The organism is Zophobihabitans entericus (genome assembly GCF_011745665.1).
Lineage (GTDB): Bacteria > Pseudomonadota > Gammaproteobacteria > Enterobacterales > Orbaceae > Zophobihabitans > Zophobihabitans entericus.
Genome location: NZ_CP050253.1, coordinates 1,696,551 through 1,714,648, shown reverse-complemented (window position 1 = coordinate 1,714,648; position 18,098 = coordinate 1,696,551). Strand labels below are relative to the sequence as shown.

Sequence of the window (18,098 nt, the reverse complement as noted above, 5' to 3'; positions counted from 1 at the left end):
GTTATGAAAAAAATTAGAATTGGTTGTGGTGCAGGCTACGGTGGAGACCGGGTAGAACCAGCCATTGAACTGGCTCAAAAAGGTGATATCTCTTACTTAATTTTTGAATGTCTGGCGGAAAGAACGATCGCTATTGGTCAGCGTCAAAAGAAACAAAATCCTAATGCAGGTTTTAATGAGCTTTTAGCAGCACGTATGAAAGCAGTACTACCAATCTGTGCGGCTAAAAAGATTAAAATTGTCACCAATATGGGCTCTGCAAACCCAAGAGCAGCGGCTGAGCTGACTAAAACAATCGCTAAAGATTTAGGCTTATCAAATCTTAAAATCGCCATTGTTGAAGGTGATGATGTGTATAACACGATTATTCAGCAAGATTCTAAACTGGATGAAGCTGGCAGTGTTATCTCAAAATCAGGCAAAACAATTATTTCAGCTAATGCTTATTTAGGCGCCAAACCACTGGTTGAAGCTCTGACTCAAGGGGCTGACATTGTGATTGCGGGGCGTGTTTCAGACCCGTCACTGTTCTTATCTACCATGATGTTTGAATTTGGCTGGCTGGCTGATGACTGGGATAAGCTAGGCAAAGGTACGGCAATTGGTCATTTACTTGAATGTGCAGGTCAAATTACTGGTGGATATTTTGCTGATCCAGGTTTCCGTGACGTACCTAATTTAGCTCGTCTTGGCTTCCCGATTGCTGAGATAACCGAAGATGGTAATGCAGTTATTACTAAAGTGGCTGATGCAGGAGGTTGCGTTACTGTTGACACCTGTAAGCAGCAACTTCTGTATGAGATCCATAAACCGGATGCTTATATCACGCCTGATGTTGTGGCTGATTTTACCGGAATTACGTTTACTCAGGTGGCTAAAGATCAGGTCGCTGTCAAAGGAGCAACTGGCAGAGCACGTACAGACACACTGAAAGTCTCTGTTGGCTATACTGATGGCTTTATTGGTGAAGGCGAAATTAGTTACGCAGGCCCAGGCGCTGTTGAGCGTGGCCAGCTGGCACTTGAGATTGTTAAGGAGCGCTTAGATATTTGTCAGGTTAAACCACAGGAAATTCGTTTTGATTTAATTGGTGTTAACTCTTTACATGGTGAAAAACTCTCTAAAGAAAGCAAACCTTATGAGGTCAGAGCGCGTGTTGCAGCACGCTTTGCAACTAAAGAAGAAGCAGCAACAATTGGTAATGAAGTTGAAACCCTTTATACCAATGGTCCAGCTGGCGGTGGTGGAGCATTTAAATCTGTTAAAGAGATTGTTGCGATGGATTCAACACTACTTGCTCGTAATTTAGTTAAAACCACTGTCAGTTATTTGGAGGTATAAAATGAAACTTCGTGAAATCGCACATTCCCGTACTGGTGATAAAGGGAATATTTCTAATATCTCTGTGATCGCTTATGACAGCAAAGATTATGAGAAAATCAAAGCCGCGCTAACGGCAGAAAAAGTGAAGGACTTCTTCTCTGATATCGTCAAAGGTGAAGTTGTCCGTTATGAGTTACCAAATATTGGTGCCCTAAACTTTGTGATGTACAACGCACTGGGTGGCGGAGTAACTCGTACTTTAGCGCATGATATGCATGGTAAAGGCCTGAGTGCAGCTATTTTAAATATGGATATTTAGTTCAATTTAAATAGTGAGTTAATAGTAAAAAGAGGGATTATTCCCTCTTTTTTATTTGTGTTTGTAATTAGCACACAACTAGTTAATCAATAAATTTCCGCTTATTAATCAAAGAGTTACAAACTAGTCTTTTTAACTAATTATTTATATTAATTAAATAGTTACTCTTTTAAATCACTTTATGAATCTTTAAATTTACTGATTTTTTAAATCCTCTTTTTTATTCATTACTTTTTTGTTACTGATTTAACCCATTTCCTTGAAAATAACTGCAACAAATAGAAAACAATTATTTCAATTTGCCTCATTAAACAATACAATTGACAGATTATTTTGAGACGTAGTAAAAAATCACCAGAAATATAGGATGTAGAGTTATTATGCAAGAACAATATCGCCCCGAAGAGATAGAGTCTGCCGTACAAAAACACTGGCATGAAAATAAAACCTTTCACGTAACAGAAGATAAAAACAAAGAGAAGTTTTATAGTCTCGTGATGCTTCCGTACCCGTCGGGTCGTCTCCATATGGGTCACGTGCGTAACTATACTATCGGTGATGTTATTTCTCGTTATCAACGTATGATGGGTAAAAACGTTCTGCAACCAATTGGTTGGGATGCATTTGGCCTGCCTGCAGAAGGCGCTGCGGTAAAAAATAATACTGCACCGGCTAAATGGACCTATGAAAACATTGCTTACATGAAAAACCAATTACAATTACTTGGTTTTGGTTATGACTGGGAGCGTGAAGTCACCACCTGTGATCCTGACTATTATCGTTGGGAACAATGGTTCTTCACTAAACTTTATGAAAAAGGCATGGTCTATAAAAAGACATCTGCTGTTAACTGGTGTCCTACCGATTTAACTGTACTCGCAAATGAACAGGTTATCGATGGCTGCTGCTGGCGTTGTGATACTCCGGTTGAGCGTAAAGAGATCCCACAATGGTTCATTAAAATTACTGCCTACGCAGAAGAACTATTAAATGACTTAGATACCCTTGAAAGCTGGCCTGAACAAGTGAAAACCATGCAACGCAACTGGATCGGCCGTTCAGAAGGTGTTGAAATCGACTTTGTAGTTGAAAACTACCCAGAAAAAGTCCGCGTTTATACAACTCGTCCGGACACCCTGCTTGGAGCCAGCTATTTAGCGGTGGCAACTGATCATCCACTTGCTCAACTTGCAGCGAAAGCAAATAGCAAAATCGCAGCAGCAATTGAAGAATTTAAAACTCTTAAAGTGGCTGAAGCTGATATGGCAACCATGGAGAAAAAAGGGATCGCTACTGGTTTTTACGCTGTTAATCCATTAAATGGTGAAAAAATTCCGGTCTGGATCGCTAACTTTGTTCTGATGGAATACGGTACAGGTGCAGTTATGGCGGTTCCAGGCCATGATCAGCGTGACTGGGAATTTGCCACAAAATACAACTTACCAATCAAACCAGTTATTTTAAATAGCGACGGTCAAACACCTGACCTGTCAGAAGGCCCATATACTGAACACGGAATTCTTTTCAACTCTGGTGAGTTTGATGGACTTAATTTTGATCAGGCTTTCAATGCTATCGCTGATAAAATCATTAGCTTAAATGCTGGCCAACGTAAAGTGAACTATCGCCTGCGTGACTGGGGAGTCTCTCGTCAGCGTTACTGGGGTGCTCCAATCCCAATGGTGACTCTGGAAGATGGTACTGTCATTCCAACACCAGAAGACCAGTTACCTGTTATTCTGCCGGAAGACGTGCAAATGAACGGTATTACCAGTCCGATTAAAGCAGATCCAAACTGGGCAAAAACAACGGTAAATGGTATGCCTGCTCTACGTGAAACAGATACTTTTGATACCTTTATGGAATCTTCCTGGTACTATGCGCGTTATACCTGCCCGCACTACGATCAAGGTATGCTTGATCCAGCAGCAGCTAACTACTGGTTGCCTGTTGACCAATACATCGGTGGGATTGAACATGCGATCATGCACTTATTATATTTCCGCTTCTTCCATAAATTACTACGTGATGCCGGTCTGGTTGATTCTGACGAGCCGGCAAAACGCTTGCTATGTCAGGGCATGGTACTGGCAGATTCATTCTACTATACCTCTGCAACAGGTAGCCGTGTCTGGGTTTCGCCAACAGAAGTAAATGTTGAACGAGATGAAAAAGGCCGTATCGTTAAAGCATTAGATCAAGAGGGTCGTGAACTGGTTTATACCGGCATGAGCAAAATGTCTAAGTCAAAAAATAACGGTATCGATCCACAAGACATGGTTGAAAAATACGGCGCTGATACCGTTCGTCTGTTTATGATGTTTGCCTCACCAGCCGATATGACGCTTGAGTGGCAAGAATCTGGTGTTGAAGGTGCCAACCGCTTTATTAAACGTGTATGGCGTTTAGTGTATGAACATACAGAGCAAGGTAAAGCACCAGCACTTGATGTAAGCCAGTTAAATGATGAGCAAAAAGTTCTGCGTCGTGAGTTACATAAGACTGTTGCTAAAGTCACCGATGATATTGGTCGTCGTCAGACATTTAATACCGCAATTGCTGCTGTCATGGAACTGATGAATCGCTTACAAAAAGCTCCACTTGAATCAGCCCAAGACCGTGCACTGATGGATGAGGCGCTAAACAATATCGTGCGTTTACTTTACCCGATCATTCCTCATGCATGTTTTGCTATGTGGAAAGCGCTGGGCAATCAGACTGAAATTGATAACGTACTATGGCCGATTGCTGACGAATCAGCAATGGTTGAAGATGAAAAACTGATCGTCGTACAAATCAATGGTAAAGTACGTGCTAAACTCACTGTTGCAGCAGATGCGACAGAAGCACAAGTGACAGACATCGCTAAACAAGAACCAAATATTCAAAAATACCTTGAGGGTGTGACGATCCGTAAAGTGATCTATGTCCCTGGTAAATTACTGAACGTGGTAGTTGGTTAAATTCAATTTCTCATAAGGAACAAATAAGTTTCTTATGAGAAGTTAATAAGAATGTAGGTGAACAATGTTTTTTCTGATTAAAAAATACCAATGGTTATGCCTGACTGCAGTTTTGGCACTATCCGGGTGTGGGTTTCATTTATCAAGTACAGCTGAAATTCCGGAGCAATTTAAAACCTTAACGTTTTATAGCGCTGACCCTTATGGTCAGCTCGCGCGTGAAGTGAAAACAGCGTTAAGAGATAATGGTGTGACCATAACAGAAGATCACTTAAATCAAAATATCCCTTCACTACGTTTAACCGGTGATAACATGTCTAAAAATACCATCTCTATTTATCAGGATGGTAAAGCAGCTGAATATCAATTAATTCTGACGGTTGATGCCCAAATTGTGATTGCTGGTGATGATATCCATCCAATTACTGTGAAGATTTTTAAAACCTTCTTTGATAACCCGGCAGCAGCTCTGGCAAAAGATACAGAACAAGGTATGATTACCCGTGAAATGTATCAACAGGCAGCAGAGCAACTGGTACGAAAACTAAAATCTGTTGATGTTGCAGAGCAAAAACAAAATCCATAATGATTAAAATTAATACGGAACAACTCACCAGTAAATTAGACAGTTTAAAGCAGCAACAAAAATTGCTGCCTTACTATTTTCTGGTCGGTACTGAACCGTATTTACAGCATCAGGCACAAACCGTTCTACAACAAAACTTAAAACAAGCTGGCTTTGAAGAACAATATATCTTCACTATTGATGCTCAGACAGACTGGAATAAGATTTATGACCATTGTCAATCCCTCAGTCTGTTCTCTAGCCAGACATTACTGGTTTTGTTATTTGGTGAAAACGGTGTAAATACTACCATCACAGCTAAATTAAATGAGCTTATTCCCTTACTAAATCCGGATATCGCTTTAATTTTATCCCTAGGCAAAATCACTAAGCCACAAGAAAATAGTGTCTGGTTTAAAGCGCTGTCAGAACAAAGTTTATGGGTTAATTGCACTGCACCTGATACTGCCGGTTTACCTCAATGGTTGAATCAACAGGCACAAGCGAAAGGTTTAAAATTAGAACCACAATCGATTGAGCTGCTCAGCTATTATTACGAAGGTAATCTACTGGCGCTGTCTCAAATCCTTGAGCAATTGATTCTGCTGTTCCCAGAGGGAAAAGTCTCTTTTGAGCAGATCGAAAATAATATTAATGATTCAGCAATTTTTACGCCCTATCACTGGATAGATGCCATTCTGGCTGGTAAAACTAAGCGAACCATGCATATTTTACAGCAACTAAAACTGAATGAAGTGGAAGTGCTGATTTTACTGCGGACCATACAAAGAGAATTGCTGCTGTTAATTAATTTAAAAAGATCGTCAATGCCAGTCAGGCAGGCCTTTGATCAATATAAAGTCTGGCAGAATCGCCGCCCTCTTTTCACTCAGATTCTAAATCGTTTAGCACTACACGATCTTTATCAGGCACTAAATAAACTGACACAGATTGAAATTTCATTAAAACAGGATTACAGCACAGAAATCTGGCGAGAGCTGGAATCACTGAGCCTGTTATTAATTGGAAAACCGGTTAATGCCTAAACAACTCTATGCACTTTTTGGTGGTACTTTTGATCCCATCCATAATGGTCATTTACTTCCGGTAATGGCGCTGGCAAAAGAGGTGGGTTTAACTCAGGTCAATTTGTTACCTAATCATATTCCGCCCCATAAACAACAACCAGATACGACACCAATTCAGCGCGTCGCTATGTTAAAACTGGCTATTGAAGGTAATCCACTGTTTACGATTGATATGCGCGAACTTAACAGAGATAAACCTTCATACACAATAGATACACTGGAAGAGTGGCGGAAAGAACATGGAATGGATGTTTCTCTGGCATTTATTATTGGTCAGGATTCCCTGCTTAGTTTACCTTCCTGGCAGCGCTGGCGGGAGCTGCTCAATTATTGTCATTTACTGGTTTGTCGTCGTCCCGGTTTTACAGCTCAAACCGAGAGCCCGGAGCTGAAAGAATGGATCGTACAACACCAGACACAAGATATAGCGCTGCTACATCAAAAACCACATGGTCATCTCTATCTGGCACATACTCCACTAGAAGATATTTCTGCCACAGAAATCAGACAACAGATCAGAGAACAAAAAGATTATCACACACTATTACCAGAAAAAGTCTGGCAATATATTCAACAAAACCAGTTATATATTTAACCAATTGCAGCGTTATTGAGATTTTTCACTCGATCCTTAAGAAAGACCTTTACATCAGGACATTTTTTGGGCATTATCACGCGCTGTTATATCATAATTTTTAATTTACTTTAGAGGATTAAATGGCTAAAGAAGACAATATTGAAATGCAAGGCACTATTCTTGATACATTACCAAACACGATGTTCCGTGTTGAACTGGAAAATGGTCACGTAGTTACAGCTCACATTTCAGGAAAAATGCGTAAGAACTATATCCGTATTTTAACTGGCGATAAAGTGACTGTTGAAATGACACCTTATGACTTATCTAAAGCACGTATCATCTTCCGTAGCCGTTAATTGCAATTCAAAGCAAGTTCTATTCCTGCAATAATCAAGAATATATCTGTTTTTGAAGTTTTACCAAGATAACAGAAAAGAAGAAAACATTGTCTGAGTGATGCACGGTATTAGCCGTGCTTTGTGCTATCTGCAATTTATAAAATATTAATCAATAGCTCTGGTTACTAAGAAGAGTAATTAGCAGGCATTAGCTGATAAAATGGGCAAAAAGTACCACTACTCTCGCCCATTAAATTGATTAATAATCTCTGGTAAAATCCATATCTTTATAGCGAACGAATTTGGTTCTCTTAATAATCTTATAACCAAACATGATCGCTAAGAATAATGGAATACCGATATACGTTGCAACCACACCATTCCAGTCGATCTTATCTTCTAAAAATGCCTGATAGTTTTGACCCAGAGTAATGATTAAACATAGCACAAAAGCAAATACCGGTCCAAACGGGAACAGACTCGCTTTATAAGGTAATTGATTTAAATCACGTCCCTGAATCATCATACCGCGTCTAAAGCGATATTGGCTGATAGCAATACCCAACCAGGCAATAAAGCCAGTCATACCGGACAGATTAAGTAGCCACAGGTAAACCGCCTGATCTTTATAGAAAGAGGTTAAGAAGCACAGCATAGCGACGACTGTTGTGGCAACTAAAGCCATTCTTGGCACACCTGATTTAGAGATACGCGCAAAAATCTTAGGTGCTTTACCTTCTTTAGCTAAGGCATACAACATACGGGTTGATGCATATAAGCCAGAGTTACCCGCAGAAAGAACAGAAGTTAAAATAACTGCATTCATAATCACAGCTGCTGATAGTAAACCAACATTTTGGAATACCAGTGTAAACGGACTCACACTAATATCGGTTTCGTCATTACGTAACAGATTTGGGTCGGTATAAGGGATAATTAAACTGATCACAAAAATAGCCAGCACATAAAATAATAAGATACGCCAGAATACCTGTTTCATCGATTTAGGGATATTTTTCTCTGGATCTTTAGATTCACCAGCAGCAATACCAATAAGTTCAGTACCCTGGAATGAGAAACCAACTATCATGGCAACCCCAATCATTGATGAGAATCCACCCACAAATGGTGCATCACCAATCGTCCAGTTATGCCAGCCAGCCCCTTCTCCCCCGCGCAAAATACCAAAAATCATCAGTGCGCCGACAATAATAAAGATAACAACTGTAACAACTTTAATTAGAGAGAACCAAAACTCAGCCTCACCAAAGCCTTTTACTGAAATGTAGTTTAGACCAAAGATAATACTTAAGAATAATGCACTCCATAGCCAGCTAAGGGAGTGGTCAAGGTCAATCCAGTAGGAAATCACTAATTGTGCTGCTACAAGGTCAACGGCTACTGTAATAGCCCAGTTATACCAGTAGTTCCAGCCGATCGCAAAACCAAATGATTCATCCACATAACGAGAACCATAAGTGGCAAAAGTCCCTGAAACAGGTAAATACGCCGCCAGTTCACCTAAACTTGTCATCAGGAAATAGACCATTAAACCAATGATCATATAGGAGAGCAAAGCACCTGCCGGGCCAGCTTGTGCAATTGTTGCACCTGAGGCAACAAACAGCCCGGTACCGATCGAACCACCGATGGCGATCATCGTTAAATGGCGGGCTTTTAAGTCACGTTTTAATTTTTTTGGCATTATCTACTCAAGTTACTTTCAATCAATGGTCGGCAATTCTAACAAATTTTCACGTAGCTGAGCAGTAATATTTATATAATTTTAGGGCTGAGTCTGTTTTTCCAGCTCGGTCAGGTAATCCAGTGCCTGAATTCTGTTTTGCTGACACATTTCAAGACAAGGTTGTAAGTGACCACAAACAAGCGGCCTGTCAGGATGATTAAAAATCTGACAACGATAATTTGCATCTAAATGAATGCAAGGAACACCAGCTGCTTTACCATCAGGCATGCCGGGAATTGTGCTTGATATTGAAGGCGCAATACAACAAGCCCCACATTTTTCTCTACAATTCATCTGCTTTCCTTTCATTATTTGCTGGTGACAATATCAAGTTAGCGGTAAAATAGCGAGCGAAATTTCTAACCCCATTTTGAAGAAGATTAACATGGCTAAAGCAAACGAAGTCAAACGTGGTGATGCAATTAGTTACAATGGCAAACTACTACTGGTAAAAGATATTGATGTTCAAAGTCCAAGCGCACGTGGTGCCAGCACCCTGTACAAAATGCGTTTTGCTGACGTTAAAACAGGTTTAAAAGTGGAAGAGCGTTTTAAAGGTGATGATATTCTGGAAACTGTACAGTTAAGTCGTCGTCCGGTCTCTTTCTCTTATATTGATGGTGATGAGTATAACTTCATGGACGATGAAGACTATACACCTTATATCTTCAAAAAAGAGCAAATCGAAGACGAGCTACTATTCATGCCAGAAGGCGGTATGCCGGGTATGCAGGTCCTGACAGTTGAAGATCAGATCATCGCTTTAGAACTGCCGCAAACAGTTGATTTAGAGATCATTGAAACTGCTCCGGGTATCAAAGGCGCTTCTGCCAGTGCCCGCAATAAACCAGCGACACTGTCAACAGGTCTTGTCATTCAGGTTCCTGAATATATCAACAATGGTGAAAAAATTAAGATTCATATTGCAGAACGTCGCTATATGAGTCGTGCAGACTAATATTTAATGTGATGAAGAATATTTATAAAATTATCAGCCTCAATATTTTGGGGCTGATATTACTGACTACCTACTATTTTACTTATCGGGCTGGTTTCTGGTTTAACATTGATTCCGCTATCTTCCACTTTTTCAATGCTCCACTGAGCACGAATAAAGTCTATCTGTATTTAGTGGCTGTCACCAATTATCGGCTGTTTGATGTGATTGCTTTTCTGGCCATGGCACTGTTATATCTGCACTATTTCCTTAAGCAGTCAAAACAAGACAGACGTCGTATGATTGCTATTGGCTTTACTATGCTGCTTATGGCTGTGCTCATTAAACAATACGGTCGTTTCATCCCGATTTCTCATGAAAGCCCGTCACTTTACTTTGACCATGTTAATCGGGTATCACAGCTGACTAATTTTGGAACTAAAGATGCGTCAGGTGATAGTTTCCCGGGTGATCACGGCATGATGCTGATGATTTTTGCCGCCTTTATGGCTCGCTACTTTGGACTTAAAGCATTTTTATATTCTGCCGGTATTGTGGTCATCTTTTCATTACCACGTATCATGGCAGGTGCACACTGGTTTACTGATGTTTATGTCGGATCCTTATCCATGGTTTCTATCGTATTAAGCTGGTTCTTACTTACTCCAGCCAGCGACTGGGTCATCGGTAAACTCACTAAGTTATTTTCTGCATTACTTGATAGGTTCAAAATTGAAAGTCTATAATCAAAATAAACTCCATAAACGCTTACGCCGTCAGGTTGGTGAGGCTATCGCTGACTACAATATGATAGAAGAAGGCGATCGTATTATGGTTTGCCTGTCAGGTGGTAAAGATAGCTATACCCTGCTTGATATCCTGATTAATCTAAAACTAAGTGCACCGGTTAACTTTGAATTAATCGCGGTTAATCTTGATCAAAAGCAACCGGGATTTCCGGAGCATATTCTGCCGGAATATCTGACAAAGCTTGGTATTGAATATAAAATTGTGGAAGAAAACACCTACGGCATTGTGAAAGAGAAGATTCCTGAAGGAAAAACCACCTGCTCGCTTTGTTCCAGACTACGCCGTGGTATTTTATACCGAACAGCCACTGAACTGGGTGCGACTAAAATCGCCCTTGGTCATCATCGTGATGATATCTTAGAAACTCTGTTTTTAAATATGTTCTATGGTGGCAAAATGAAAGCGATGCCGCCAAAATTGATGAATGATACTGGTGAACACATCATCATCCGTCCGCTGGCTTACTGCAAAGAAAAAGATATTGAAAAATACGCAGAGATTAAACAGTTTCCTATTATTCCATGTAACCTTTGTGGTTCTCAGCCTAATCTGCAACGTCAGGTGATTAAAGAGATGCTCAAAGAGTGGGATAAAAAATTCCCGGGACGCATTGAAACGATGTTTACCGCGACACAAAATATTGTTCCTTCCCATCTATGTGATACCAAGCTTTTTGATTTTAAAGCGATTAAAAAAGGGGATAACGTCATCAATGGTGGTGATATTGCTTTTGACAAAGAAGAGTTTACTGCTGCCTCTTTTGATGCTTCCGGTATTGATGAGCAGGATATTATTTTATGGAAAGAAGTGAATTAATCTCAATAAATCAATAAGTTAAATACCATTATTCAAATTTATAACCCATTGATTTTATTACGATTTTCATTAAAAAGACTATTTTTTGATTACAACAATATTTAGCAAGATTAAAGCCGCCCTCAAATGAAGGCGGCTTTATTTTTATTTGACCATTTGGCTACCGGAAGAAAAATTATTATTTCCCTGACTTAGTGCGCGGTTACGTTTGGCATTAAACATGATTTTGTAAATCCATGTTAGTAATTGCCATACCGTTAAAGCGATTAAGAAAATAAATCCAATTGCCGTAAGTAACACGCTAAGTGAATCAGTATAAGGGTTAATATCAGCGTTAACTTCAAGTTTTACTAGCTGACCGTCACTATTATAGCTCACTCCTGTCACCATACCTTTAACATTAAAGTATTCGTCTGCTTTGCCTTTAATCACGTTCACCAAATAGCTATAAGAAGCCGTGGCACTCATGCTTCGATCAGACCCCGCTAATCGGCTACGTGGGAATGAGACCGAGTTATTCGTAGGATCAAATGTGACATCAAGTACCATCATATTTTCACGTTGATACTTATCAACAATATTCTCTAACGACAGTAAATCAGTACGTAAATAAGTATTAGCAAGGCTAATTAAGCGACTTTCCAGACCATAAGTTGATGAAGTCGTTACAATCACATCTGAGGGTAACATTCCTTCTTCCTCGTCTTCAACTAGTAGCTCCCAGGTATAAAAGTTATCACTCTTACTTAATAGGTCATCATTATAGAGATTAACAACCATACCCGCTAAGTTATCACATGAGCCTTGAATCATTCCTGGTGTCGTTTTATCCTTGAAACAAATGTCATTGATCATCGCAACAACAGCATCAAGGGATTTGAGTTTAGTTAAATAAATCTGACGGGAAGAGGAACCATATACATTATATGAGTTATAGCCAGATAACATATTCATCATACTTTGCATACTCGTTACCTGTGCATCACTAACAGATGAATATAACTGGTCATTTGCCAGTTTTCTTGCCCAGCTTGGTAATATTAGCTTTTCTGGTGCGACATCATAAGGAATATCCCGGCTTACCAAAATACGCTCACAATAATAAGCATCTCGAGCACATTGCCCCTGCCCCCTTAAATTCACCCAGCTACCTACAGTAAAGGCTTCTTTATTAAAACCCTCTTTGTCGGTAACAGTAATCACTTCTGAAGAGCTACCGGTTAACTTAGCATACATGTAAATCATACTGCCTTTTAAAGCCGGAACCGAAATATAGAAAATAATCGATAAAATAGCACATACAATAAATAAGAAGCAGTTTCTACCCCAAAAACGCGGCGCACCAAAACGTTTGATTTCATCTTCAACAGAATGAGTATGCCCAAAACGTAACATGTTTTTAGAGGTCACTGTCACGTCAACATCAATAGTACTGCCTTCTGTTGCCGGAATATCCTGATCCCAATGCTGTGGGTAGATAGCACCAATCGCGTTACCAATATAAAGTGTTTTATTCTCAGGACTTTTAAAACCAACTGTGCCTCTGACATGGTTGACTTTCTCTTCTTCTCTTTTGGCTTTTTTGATATAAAAGAAAGCTGCCAGACCTAAACAGATAACTGCAATCACGCATAACACAAGCGGTTCAATATCCATGACGTGATTGATGATAAATAATATGATTATAGCTGCAATAACCAAGAAAACTGAGCTCACAAAACCAGTATTTGCCTGTGAATGCATTTTCTTTTCAGTCTCGGTCAGGTCTCTCTGACTGATAATTTGTACTGTTTCTTTATAAGCTGGTTCGTCTTCTGTTTCAGGGCTTTCATCAGAACCAGTATAGTCTTTATAGCTTCTTGTCTCTGCAGTTAAAGTTACCCCAGCCTGCCAGTCAGCTTCATCTTTAGCAATATCATCCTGAACATTTTTAGCGACTTCTAGAGATACACCATTTAAGTTAACCACAAAGGCATATCGGCCAGTAAACGCAACCTCAGCTTGATTGAAGTCGATTGTGTATTTATCCATCTCATAAGGGAAAAAGACTTCCACATCAGCAATCGTGTAATAAGTAGAAGAGCTATTATTGGTGGTGATGGTATGGGCAATACAGGGACCTGATAGTAAGAAAACATTCAGATTGGCTAAATGTTCCTGATGTTTATAGGGGGGTTTAACTAGCTTTTTATCAACCAGATAGGGATTGAGCAATTCGAGCTCTTTAGTTGTCAGCTCACGCAAAGGCTCGGAAGATAGGGCTGCCTTTAAATTAGCTTTATTACCGCTACGCTGAATCGCATAACTAATGGCAGAGATTAAGAAAATACCAAGCAGAATCAGTTTTAAAATAAGAGCAATACCATCCATAAATACACCACTTACTTGCAATTAAGAAATTAATAATTTTTTATCTTTGTTTTGAACGAAGAATTTTACACGAAAATGATTTTTGTTGCTAGTTGAGAGGAATCTTATAACAAGAGTAATGAAATCACTTTAAAAAGAAAAGGTCAGCAGATGCTGACCCTTTGTGTGTTAATTGTTAGTTAGAATATAAACTACTGCGTTGCTACAATCTTATTATCTTTTAAATCCAGTTTAATCATTTTACCCGGAATTAACTGACCCGATAAGATTTGTTGAGCAAGCGGATTTTCAATCTCTTGTTGGATGGCACGTTTTAGTGGTCTTGCGCCATAAATTGGATCAAAGCCAACAGTTGCCAGCTGGTCAAGCGCCCCGTCAGAAATTGAAACTTCATAACCGCGTTCTTGTAAACGTTTTTCCACCAGAGCCAATTGAATTTTTGCAATCGCTTTAATGTTTTCACGACCAAGTGGATGGAATACTACAGTTTCATCAATACGGTTGATAAACTCTGGTCTGAAGTGCTTACTCACTACTGTCATCACCATCGCTTTCATTTCATCATAACTAAATACATCATGACCCTGAATTAAATCAGAACCTAAGTTTGATGTCATGATTACCACAGTATTACGGAAATCCACAGTACGACCCTGTCCATCAGTTAAACGACCATCATCAAGCACCTGTAATAAAATGTTAAATACATCAGGATGTGCTTTTTCCACTTCATCCAGCAAAATCACTGAATAAGGACGACGTCTGACAGCCTCAGTCAAATAACCACCTTCTTCATAGCCAACATACCCAGGAGGTGCACCAATTAAACGGGCAACTGAGTGTTTCTCCATAAATTCGGACATATCAATACGCACCATCGCATCACTGCTATCAAACATAAAATTAGCCAGCGATTTACAGAGTTCCGTTTTACCCACCCCGGTTGGTCCTAAAAACAGAAATGAACCAATTGGTTTGTTTGGATCAGAAAGTCCTGCACGACTACGACGAATCGCATTAGCTACCGCCACTACCGCTTCATCCTGACCAATCACACGTTTATGTAGCGCATCTTCCATATGCAGTAATTTATCTTTTTCACTTTCCAGCATTCTGGATACCGGAATACCCGTTGCTTTAGACAGTACTTCAGCAATCTCATTGTCAGTCACTTTATTACGCAGCAGCTTCATAGTCTTGCCTTCTGACTGCGTTGCTAAAGCGAGTTGTTTTTCCAGATCCGGAATTTTACCGTACTGAAGTTCTGACATTTTATTTAAATCACTGGCACGACGAGCCTGTTCTAACTCTGTACGCGCTTTTTCCAGTTCTGCTTTAATTGTCTGAGTGCCAGAAACAGCAGCTTTCTCTGCTTTCCACTCTTCTTCAAGTGAAGCAAACTCTTTTTCTTTCTCGCCAAGCTCTTCGTTGAGCATTTCAAGCCTTTTCTTACTCGCATCATCAGTCTCCTTCTTCAGGGCCTGTTGTTCTAGTTTGAGCTGAATAATACGACGTTCTAAGCGATCCAAAGACTCCGGTTTAGAGTCCATCTGCATACGAATACTTGATGCTGCTTCATCGATTAAATCGATTGCTTTATCAGGTAGCATTCGGTCAGAAATATACCGGTGCGATAAGGTCGCTGCTGCGACAATTGCCGGGTCAGTAATTTGTACGTGGTGGTGAAGCTCATAACGCTCTTTAAGTCCACGTAAAATGGCAATGGTATCTTCCACTGTTGGCTCTGCCACATACACTTTTTGGAAACGACGCTCAAGTGCCGGATCTTTTTCAATATACTGACGATACTCGTCCAGCGTGGTAGCACCCACGCAGTGTAACTCACCACGAGCAAGTGCAGGTTTTAACATATTACCTGCATCCATCGCACCATCACCTTTACCGGCACCAACCATGGTATGTAACTCATCAATAAACAGGATCACACGTCCTTCTTCTTTTGATAAGTCTTTTAGTACCGCTTTTAAACGCTCTTCAAATTCACCCCGATATTTAGCGCCAGCAATGAGTGCCCCCATATCTAAAGATAAGACACGTTTATTGCGAAGCCCCTCCGGGATCTCTCCATTCACAATACGTTGTGCTAGTCCTTCAACGATGGCAGTTTTACCAACACCGGGTTCCCCGATCAGTACCGGGTTATTCTTAGTACGACGTTGTAATACCTGAATCGTACGACGAATCTCTTCATCACGCCCAATCACAGGGTCAAGTTTGCCCTGTTCTGCACGTTCTGTTAAATCAATAGTAAACTTTTTCAGTGCATCTCTTTGATCTTCTGCATTGCTATCGTTCACGCTATCTCCACCTCTAATTTGATTTACCGCTTGTTCCAGACGAGCCTGAGTGACACCTGCTTTTTTTAGCATTTCACTTAAGCTACCTTTGTCCTCCAGTGCTGCAAGCACAAATAACTCTGAAGAAATATAACTATCATTATTTTTCTGAGCTAACTTGTCACATAAGTTAAGCACACGCATAAAATCGTTCGATGGACGGACATCGCCGCCAACACCTTGCACCTGAGGAAAACGGCTAATCGCCTGATTTAATTCATTTTGTAATGTTGCAATATTAGCACCGGCTGAAACCAGTAACGGACGAACGCTGCCACCGTCCTGATTAAGTAATGCCGAAAGTAAATGAGCAGGTTCAATAAACTGGTTATCCTTACCCAGAGCCAGTGACTGTGCATCACCTAAAGCCTGTTGAAATTTGTTCGTTAGTTTGTCTAAACGCATATAGATATCTCCTTATAGCAATAAATTTGGTCTAAGTGATAACATCAAATATTCTTGAATTAATCATACATTTTAAACCATTGCTTCTTTTAGTAACGTATGCCTGTTTTATAAGAATTCAAGTGGAAAAGTCAGAAAATTTATCATCAATATAAAACTAAATTACACGTATAATAGAACACTGACTAAATGGATTATGTAGGATTTATTGATATGTTTGGAATTGATATAAAACTTATTATTGCGTTACTGGGTGCTGTGATTATTTATTTTTATAAAAAGACACTCAAAAACCGTTTATCACAAATGGAACCGGGTAGTGATGAATGGAAGAAAACTCGCTCTAATATTATCGCTTTTTCTATTTTATTCTGGATATTAGCCGTACTTGGTGTGTGTGGTGTTGGATTATCGCTTTATTTAATTGCCAGTGGAGTCATTTAATTTACTGACTTTAGCCACAAATTGATAAATTTACCTAACACAGCTATTATTAAGCCTTGTATATATCGGATTATAGAAAATGCCTAAAAAAGATAAGGTGATACTACGTGCCTATAAACAAGTAGATGTCTTTACCACCTCGCCACTACAAGGTAACCCTTTGGCAGTGGTTCTGGAGGCAGAGGGATTGGATGAAATGCAGATGCTTGCATTCGCGCGCTGGAATAATCTTTCAGAAACAACCTTTGTTCTCAAACCGACGAGTCCTCTTGCAGATTATCGGGTACGTATTTTTACCCCTGAAAAAGAATTACCCTTTGCCGGGCATCCAACACTAGGCACAGCTCATGCATTACTCGAGGCTGGACTTGTCACTAAACAGCCGGGGGTTATTGTACAAGAATGTGGAGTTGGTCTGGTTACAGTCAATATCCAGCCAGAAAGAACACTGGCATTTGCTGCACCTGCAGTAACACTTCAAACGCTGACCGTTGAAGAAAAAGAGCTACTAATAACAACTTTTCAGCCTGCAATTATTGAAACAGAGACAATGCCGGTGGTGGCAGATATGGGCATTCGCTGGCTTATGGTTCGTATGCCAGATGCTCAGTCTTGTCTGACAATGGTTCCGACACAAGCCATGATTAAAAAACTACAAATTGCCTGCCGTGTTGATGGCGTGGCAATTTATGGCGCCTATCCATCTGGTAATCCGGCAGATTACGAAGTACGAGCGTTTCTGGTTGAACAGGATAAATTAGTTGAGGATCCTGTGACTGGCAGTGCTAATGCGTGTCTGGCCCATTTGTTACAGGCTAACAACTTCCCGGATGGAGGTCTAACGTCGCAGGGTTATCACGTTCGACAAGGTACCCAACTGCATCGTGATGGTCGGGTTAGTGTTCGCTTTATTGACAATGAGCCATGGATTGGTGGGCAAAGTTGCACGCTGATTAATGGATCAATATATATTTAGGTATAGCAATAAAATAGCAGGTATAAAAAATCCCGCCGAAGCGGGATTTTTGAGAATGAA

Annotated in this window: 16 protein-coding genes; 12 read left to right on the top strand and 4 right to left on the bottom strand. The window is 40.0% G+C overall.

The window, feature by feature from the left end; all coding sequences use genetic code 11:
- The first annotated feature begins 3 nt into the window (after positions 1-3).
- The 7 genes from IPMB12_RS07815 (at position 4) to infA (ending at position 7,194) form a co-directional block, all read left to right on the top strand.
- Entirely contained in the window at positions 4-1,341 is a 1,338-nt protein-coding gene (locus IPMB12_RS07815) for an acyclic terpene utilization AtuA family protein (protein WP_166916565.1), read from the top strand.
- Position 1,342: 1 nt separating this feature from the next.
- Positions 1,343-1,642: an AtuA-related protein gene (locus tag IPMB12_RS07810; protein WP_166916563.1), complete on the top strand. Its 300-nt coding sequence runs from the start codon at positions 1,343-1,345 to the stop codon at positions 1,640-1,642.
- A gap of 380 nt (positions 1,643-2,022) precedes the next feature.
- Positions 2,023-4,605: a leucine--tRNA ligase gene (gene leuS, locus IPMB12_RS07805; RefSeq protein ID WP_166916562.1), complete on the top strand. Its 2,583-nt coding sequence runs from the start codon at positions 2,023-2,025 to the stop codon at positions 4,603-4,605.
- Positions 4,606-4,669: 64 nt separating this feature from the next.
- Entirely contained in the window at positions 4,670-5,191 is a 522-nt protein-coding gene (lptE, locus tag IPMB12_RS07800) for an LPS assembly lipoprotein LptE (RefSeq protein WP_166916560.1), read from the top strand.
- Positions 5,191-6,216, top strand: a complete 1,026-nt coding sequence (gene holA / locus IPMB12_RS07795; RefSeq protein ID WP_166916558.1) for a DNA polymerase III subunit delta — start codon at positions 5,191-5,193, stop codon at positions 6,214-6,216. The genes lptE and holA overlap by 1 nt, the downstream gene beginning before the upstream one ends.
- On the top strand, positions 6,209-6,853 hold the full coding sequence (gene nadD / locus IPMB12_RS07790; protein WP_166916557.1) for a nicotinate-nucleotide adenylyltransferase: 645 nt from the start codon (positions 6,209-6,211) through the stop codon (positions 6,851-6,853). Before holA ends, nadD begins: the two co-directional genes overlap by 8 nt.
- Before the next feature lie 122 nt (positions 6,854-6,975).
- On the top strand, positions 6,976-7,194 hold the full coding sequence (infA, locus tag IPMB12_RS07785) for a translation initiation factor IF-1 (RefSeq protein ID WP_025315083.1): 219 nt from the start codon (positions 6,976-6,978) through the stop codon (positions 7,192-7,194).
- 241 nt (positions 7,195-7,435) lie between these two features.
- On the opposite strand, the gene IPMB12_RS07780 is transcribed toward infA, so the two are convergent.
- A complete protein-coding gene (locus IPMB12_RS07780) occupies positions 7,436-8,881 on the bottom strand; it encodes an amino acid permease (RefSeq protein WP_166916555.1) in 1,446 nt (481 codons plus the stop codon).
- An 81-nt stretch (positions 8,882-8,962) separates the two neighbouring features.
- On the bottom strand, positions 8,963-9,217 hold the full coding sequence (locus tag IPMB12_RS07775; protein WP_166916553.1) for a YkgJ family cysteine cluster protein: 255 nt from the start codon (positions 9,215-9,217) through the stop codon (positions 8,963-8,965).
- 91 nt (positions 9,218-9,308) lie between these two features.
- Here IPMB12_RS07775 and yeiP point away from each other — a divergent pair, with 91 nt between their 5' ends.
- From yeiP to ttcA, 3 genes are read left to right on the top strand one after another with little or no spacing between them, the layout of a single operon-like run.
- On the top strand, positions 9,309-9,881 hold the full coding sequence (yeiP, locus tag IPMB12_RS07770) for an elongation factor P-like protein YeiP (protein ID WP_166916551.1): 573 nt from the start codon (positions 9,309-9,311) through the stop codon (positions 9,879-9,881).
- A gap of 11 nt (positions 9,882-9,892) precedes the next feature.
- Positions 9,893-10,606: a phosphatase PAP2 family protein gene (locus IPMB12_RS07765; RefSeq protein ID WP_166917739.1), complete on the top strand. Its 714-nt coding sequence runs from the start codon at positions 9,893-9,895 to the stop codon at positions 10,604-10,606.
- Entirely contained in the window at positions 10,569-11,486 is a 918-nt protein-coding gene (gene ttcA, locus IPMB12_RS07760; RefSeq protein ID WP_166917738.1) for a tRNA 2-thiocytidine(32) synthetase TtcA, read from the top strand. The genes IPMB12_RS07765 and ttcA overlap by 38 nt, the downstream gene beginning before the upstream one ends.
- 144 nt (positions 11,487-11,630) lie before the next feature.
- Here ttcA and IPMB12_RS07755 read toward each other — a convergent pair whose 3' ends face one another.
- Both IPMB12_RS07755 and clpB read right to left on the bottom strand, forming a co-directional pair.
- Complete coding sequence (locus IPMB12_RS07755) at positions 11,631-13,856, bottom strand: IgaA/UmoB family intracellular growth attenuator (RefSeq protein WP_166916549.1); 2,226 nt, start codon at positions 13,854-13,856, stop codon at positions 11,631-11,633.
- Between the two features lie 191 nt (positions 13,857-14,047).
- Positions 14,048-16,618 (bottom strand): ATP-dependent chaperone ClpB, encoded by a 2,571-nt coding sequence (clpB, locus tag IPMB12_RS07750; protein WP_166916547.1) that lies wholly within the window; start codon positions 16,616-16,618, stop codon positions 14,048-14,050.
- 213 nt (positions 16,619-16,831) lie between these two features.
- Between clpB and IPMB12_RS07745 the strand changes: the two genes are divergently transcribed.
- Together IPMB12_RS07745 and IPMB12_RS07740 are read left to right on the top strand one after the other, a co-directional pair.
- A complete protein-coding gene (locus IPMB12_RS07745) occupies positions 16,832-17,062 on the top strand; it encodes a hypothetical protein (RefSeq protein ID WP_166916545.1) in 231 nt (76 codons plus the stop codon).
- Positions 17,063-17,141: 79 nt separating this feature from the next.
- A complete protein-coding gene (locus IPMB12_RS07740; RefSeq protein ID WP_166916543.1) occupies positions 17,142-18,038 on the top strand; it encodes a PhzF family phenazine biosynthesis protein in 897 nt (298 codons plus the stop codon).
- The last annotated feature ends 60 nt before the right edge of the window (positions 18,039-18,098 follow it).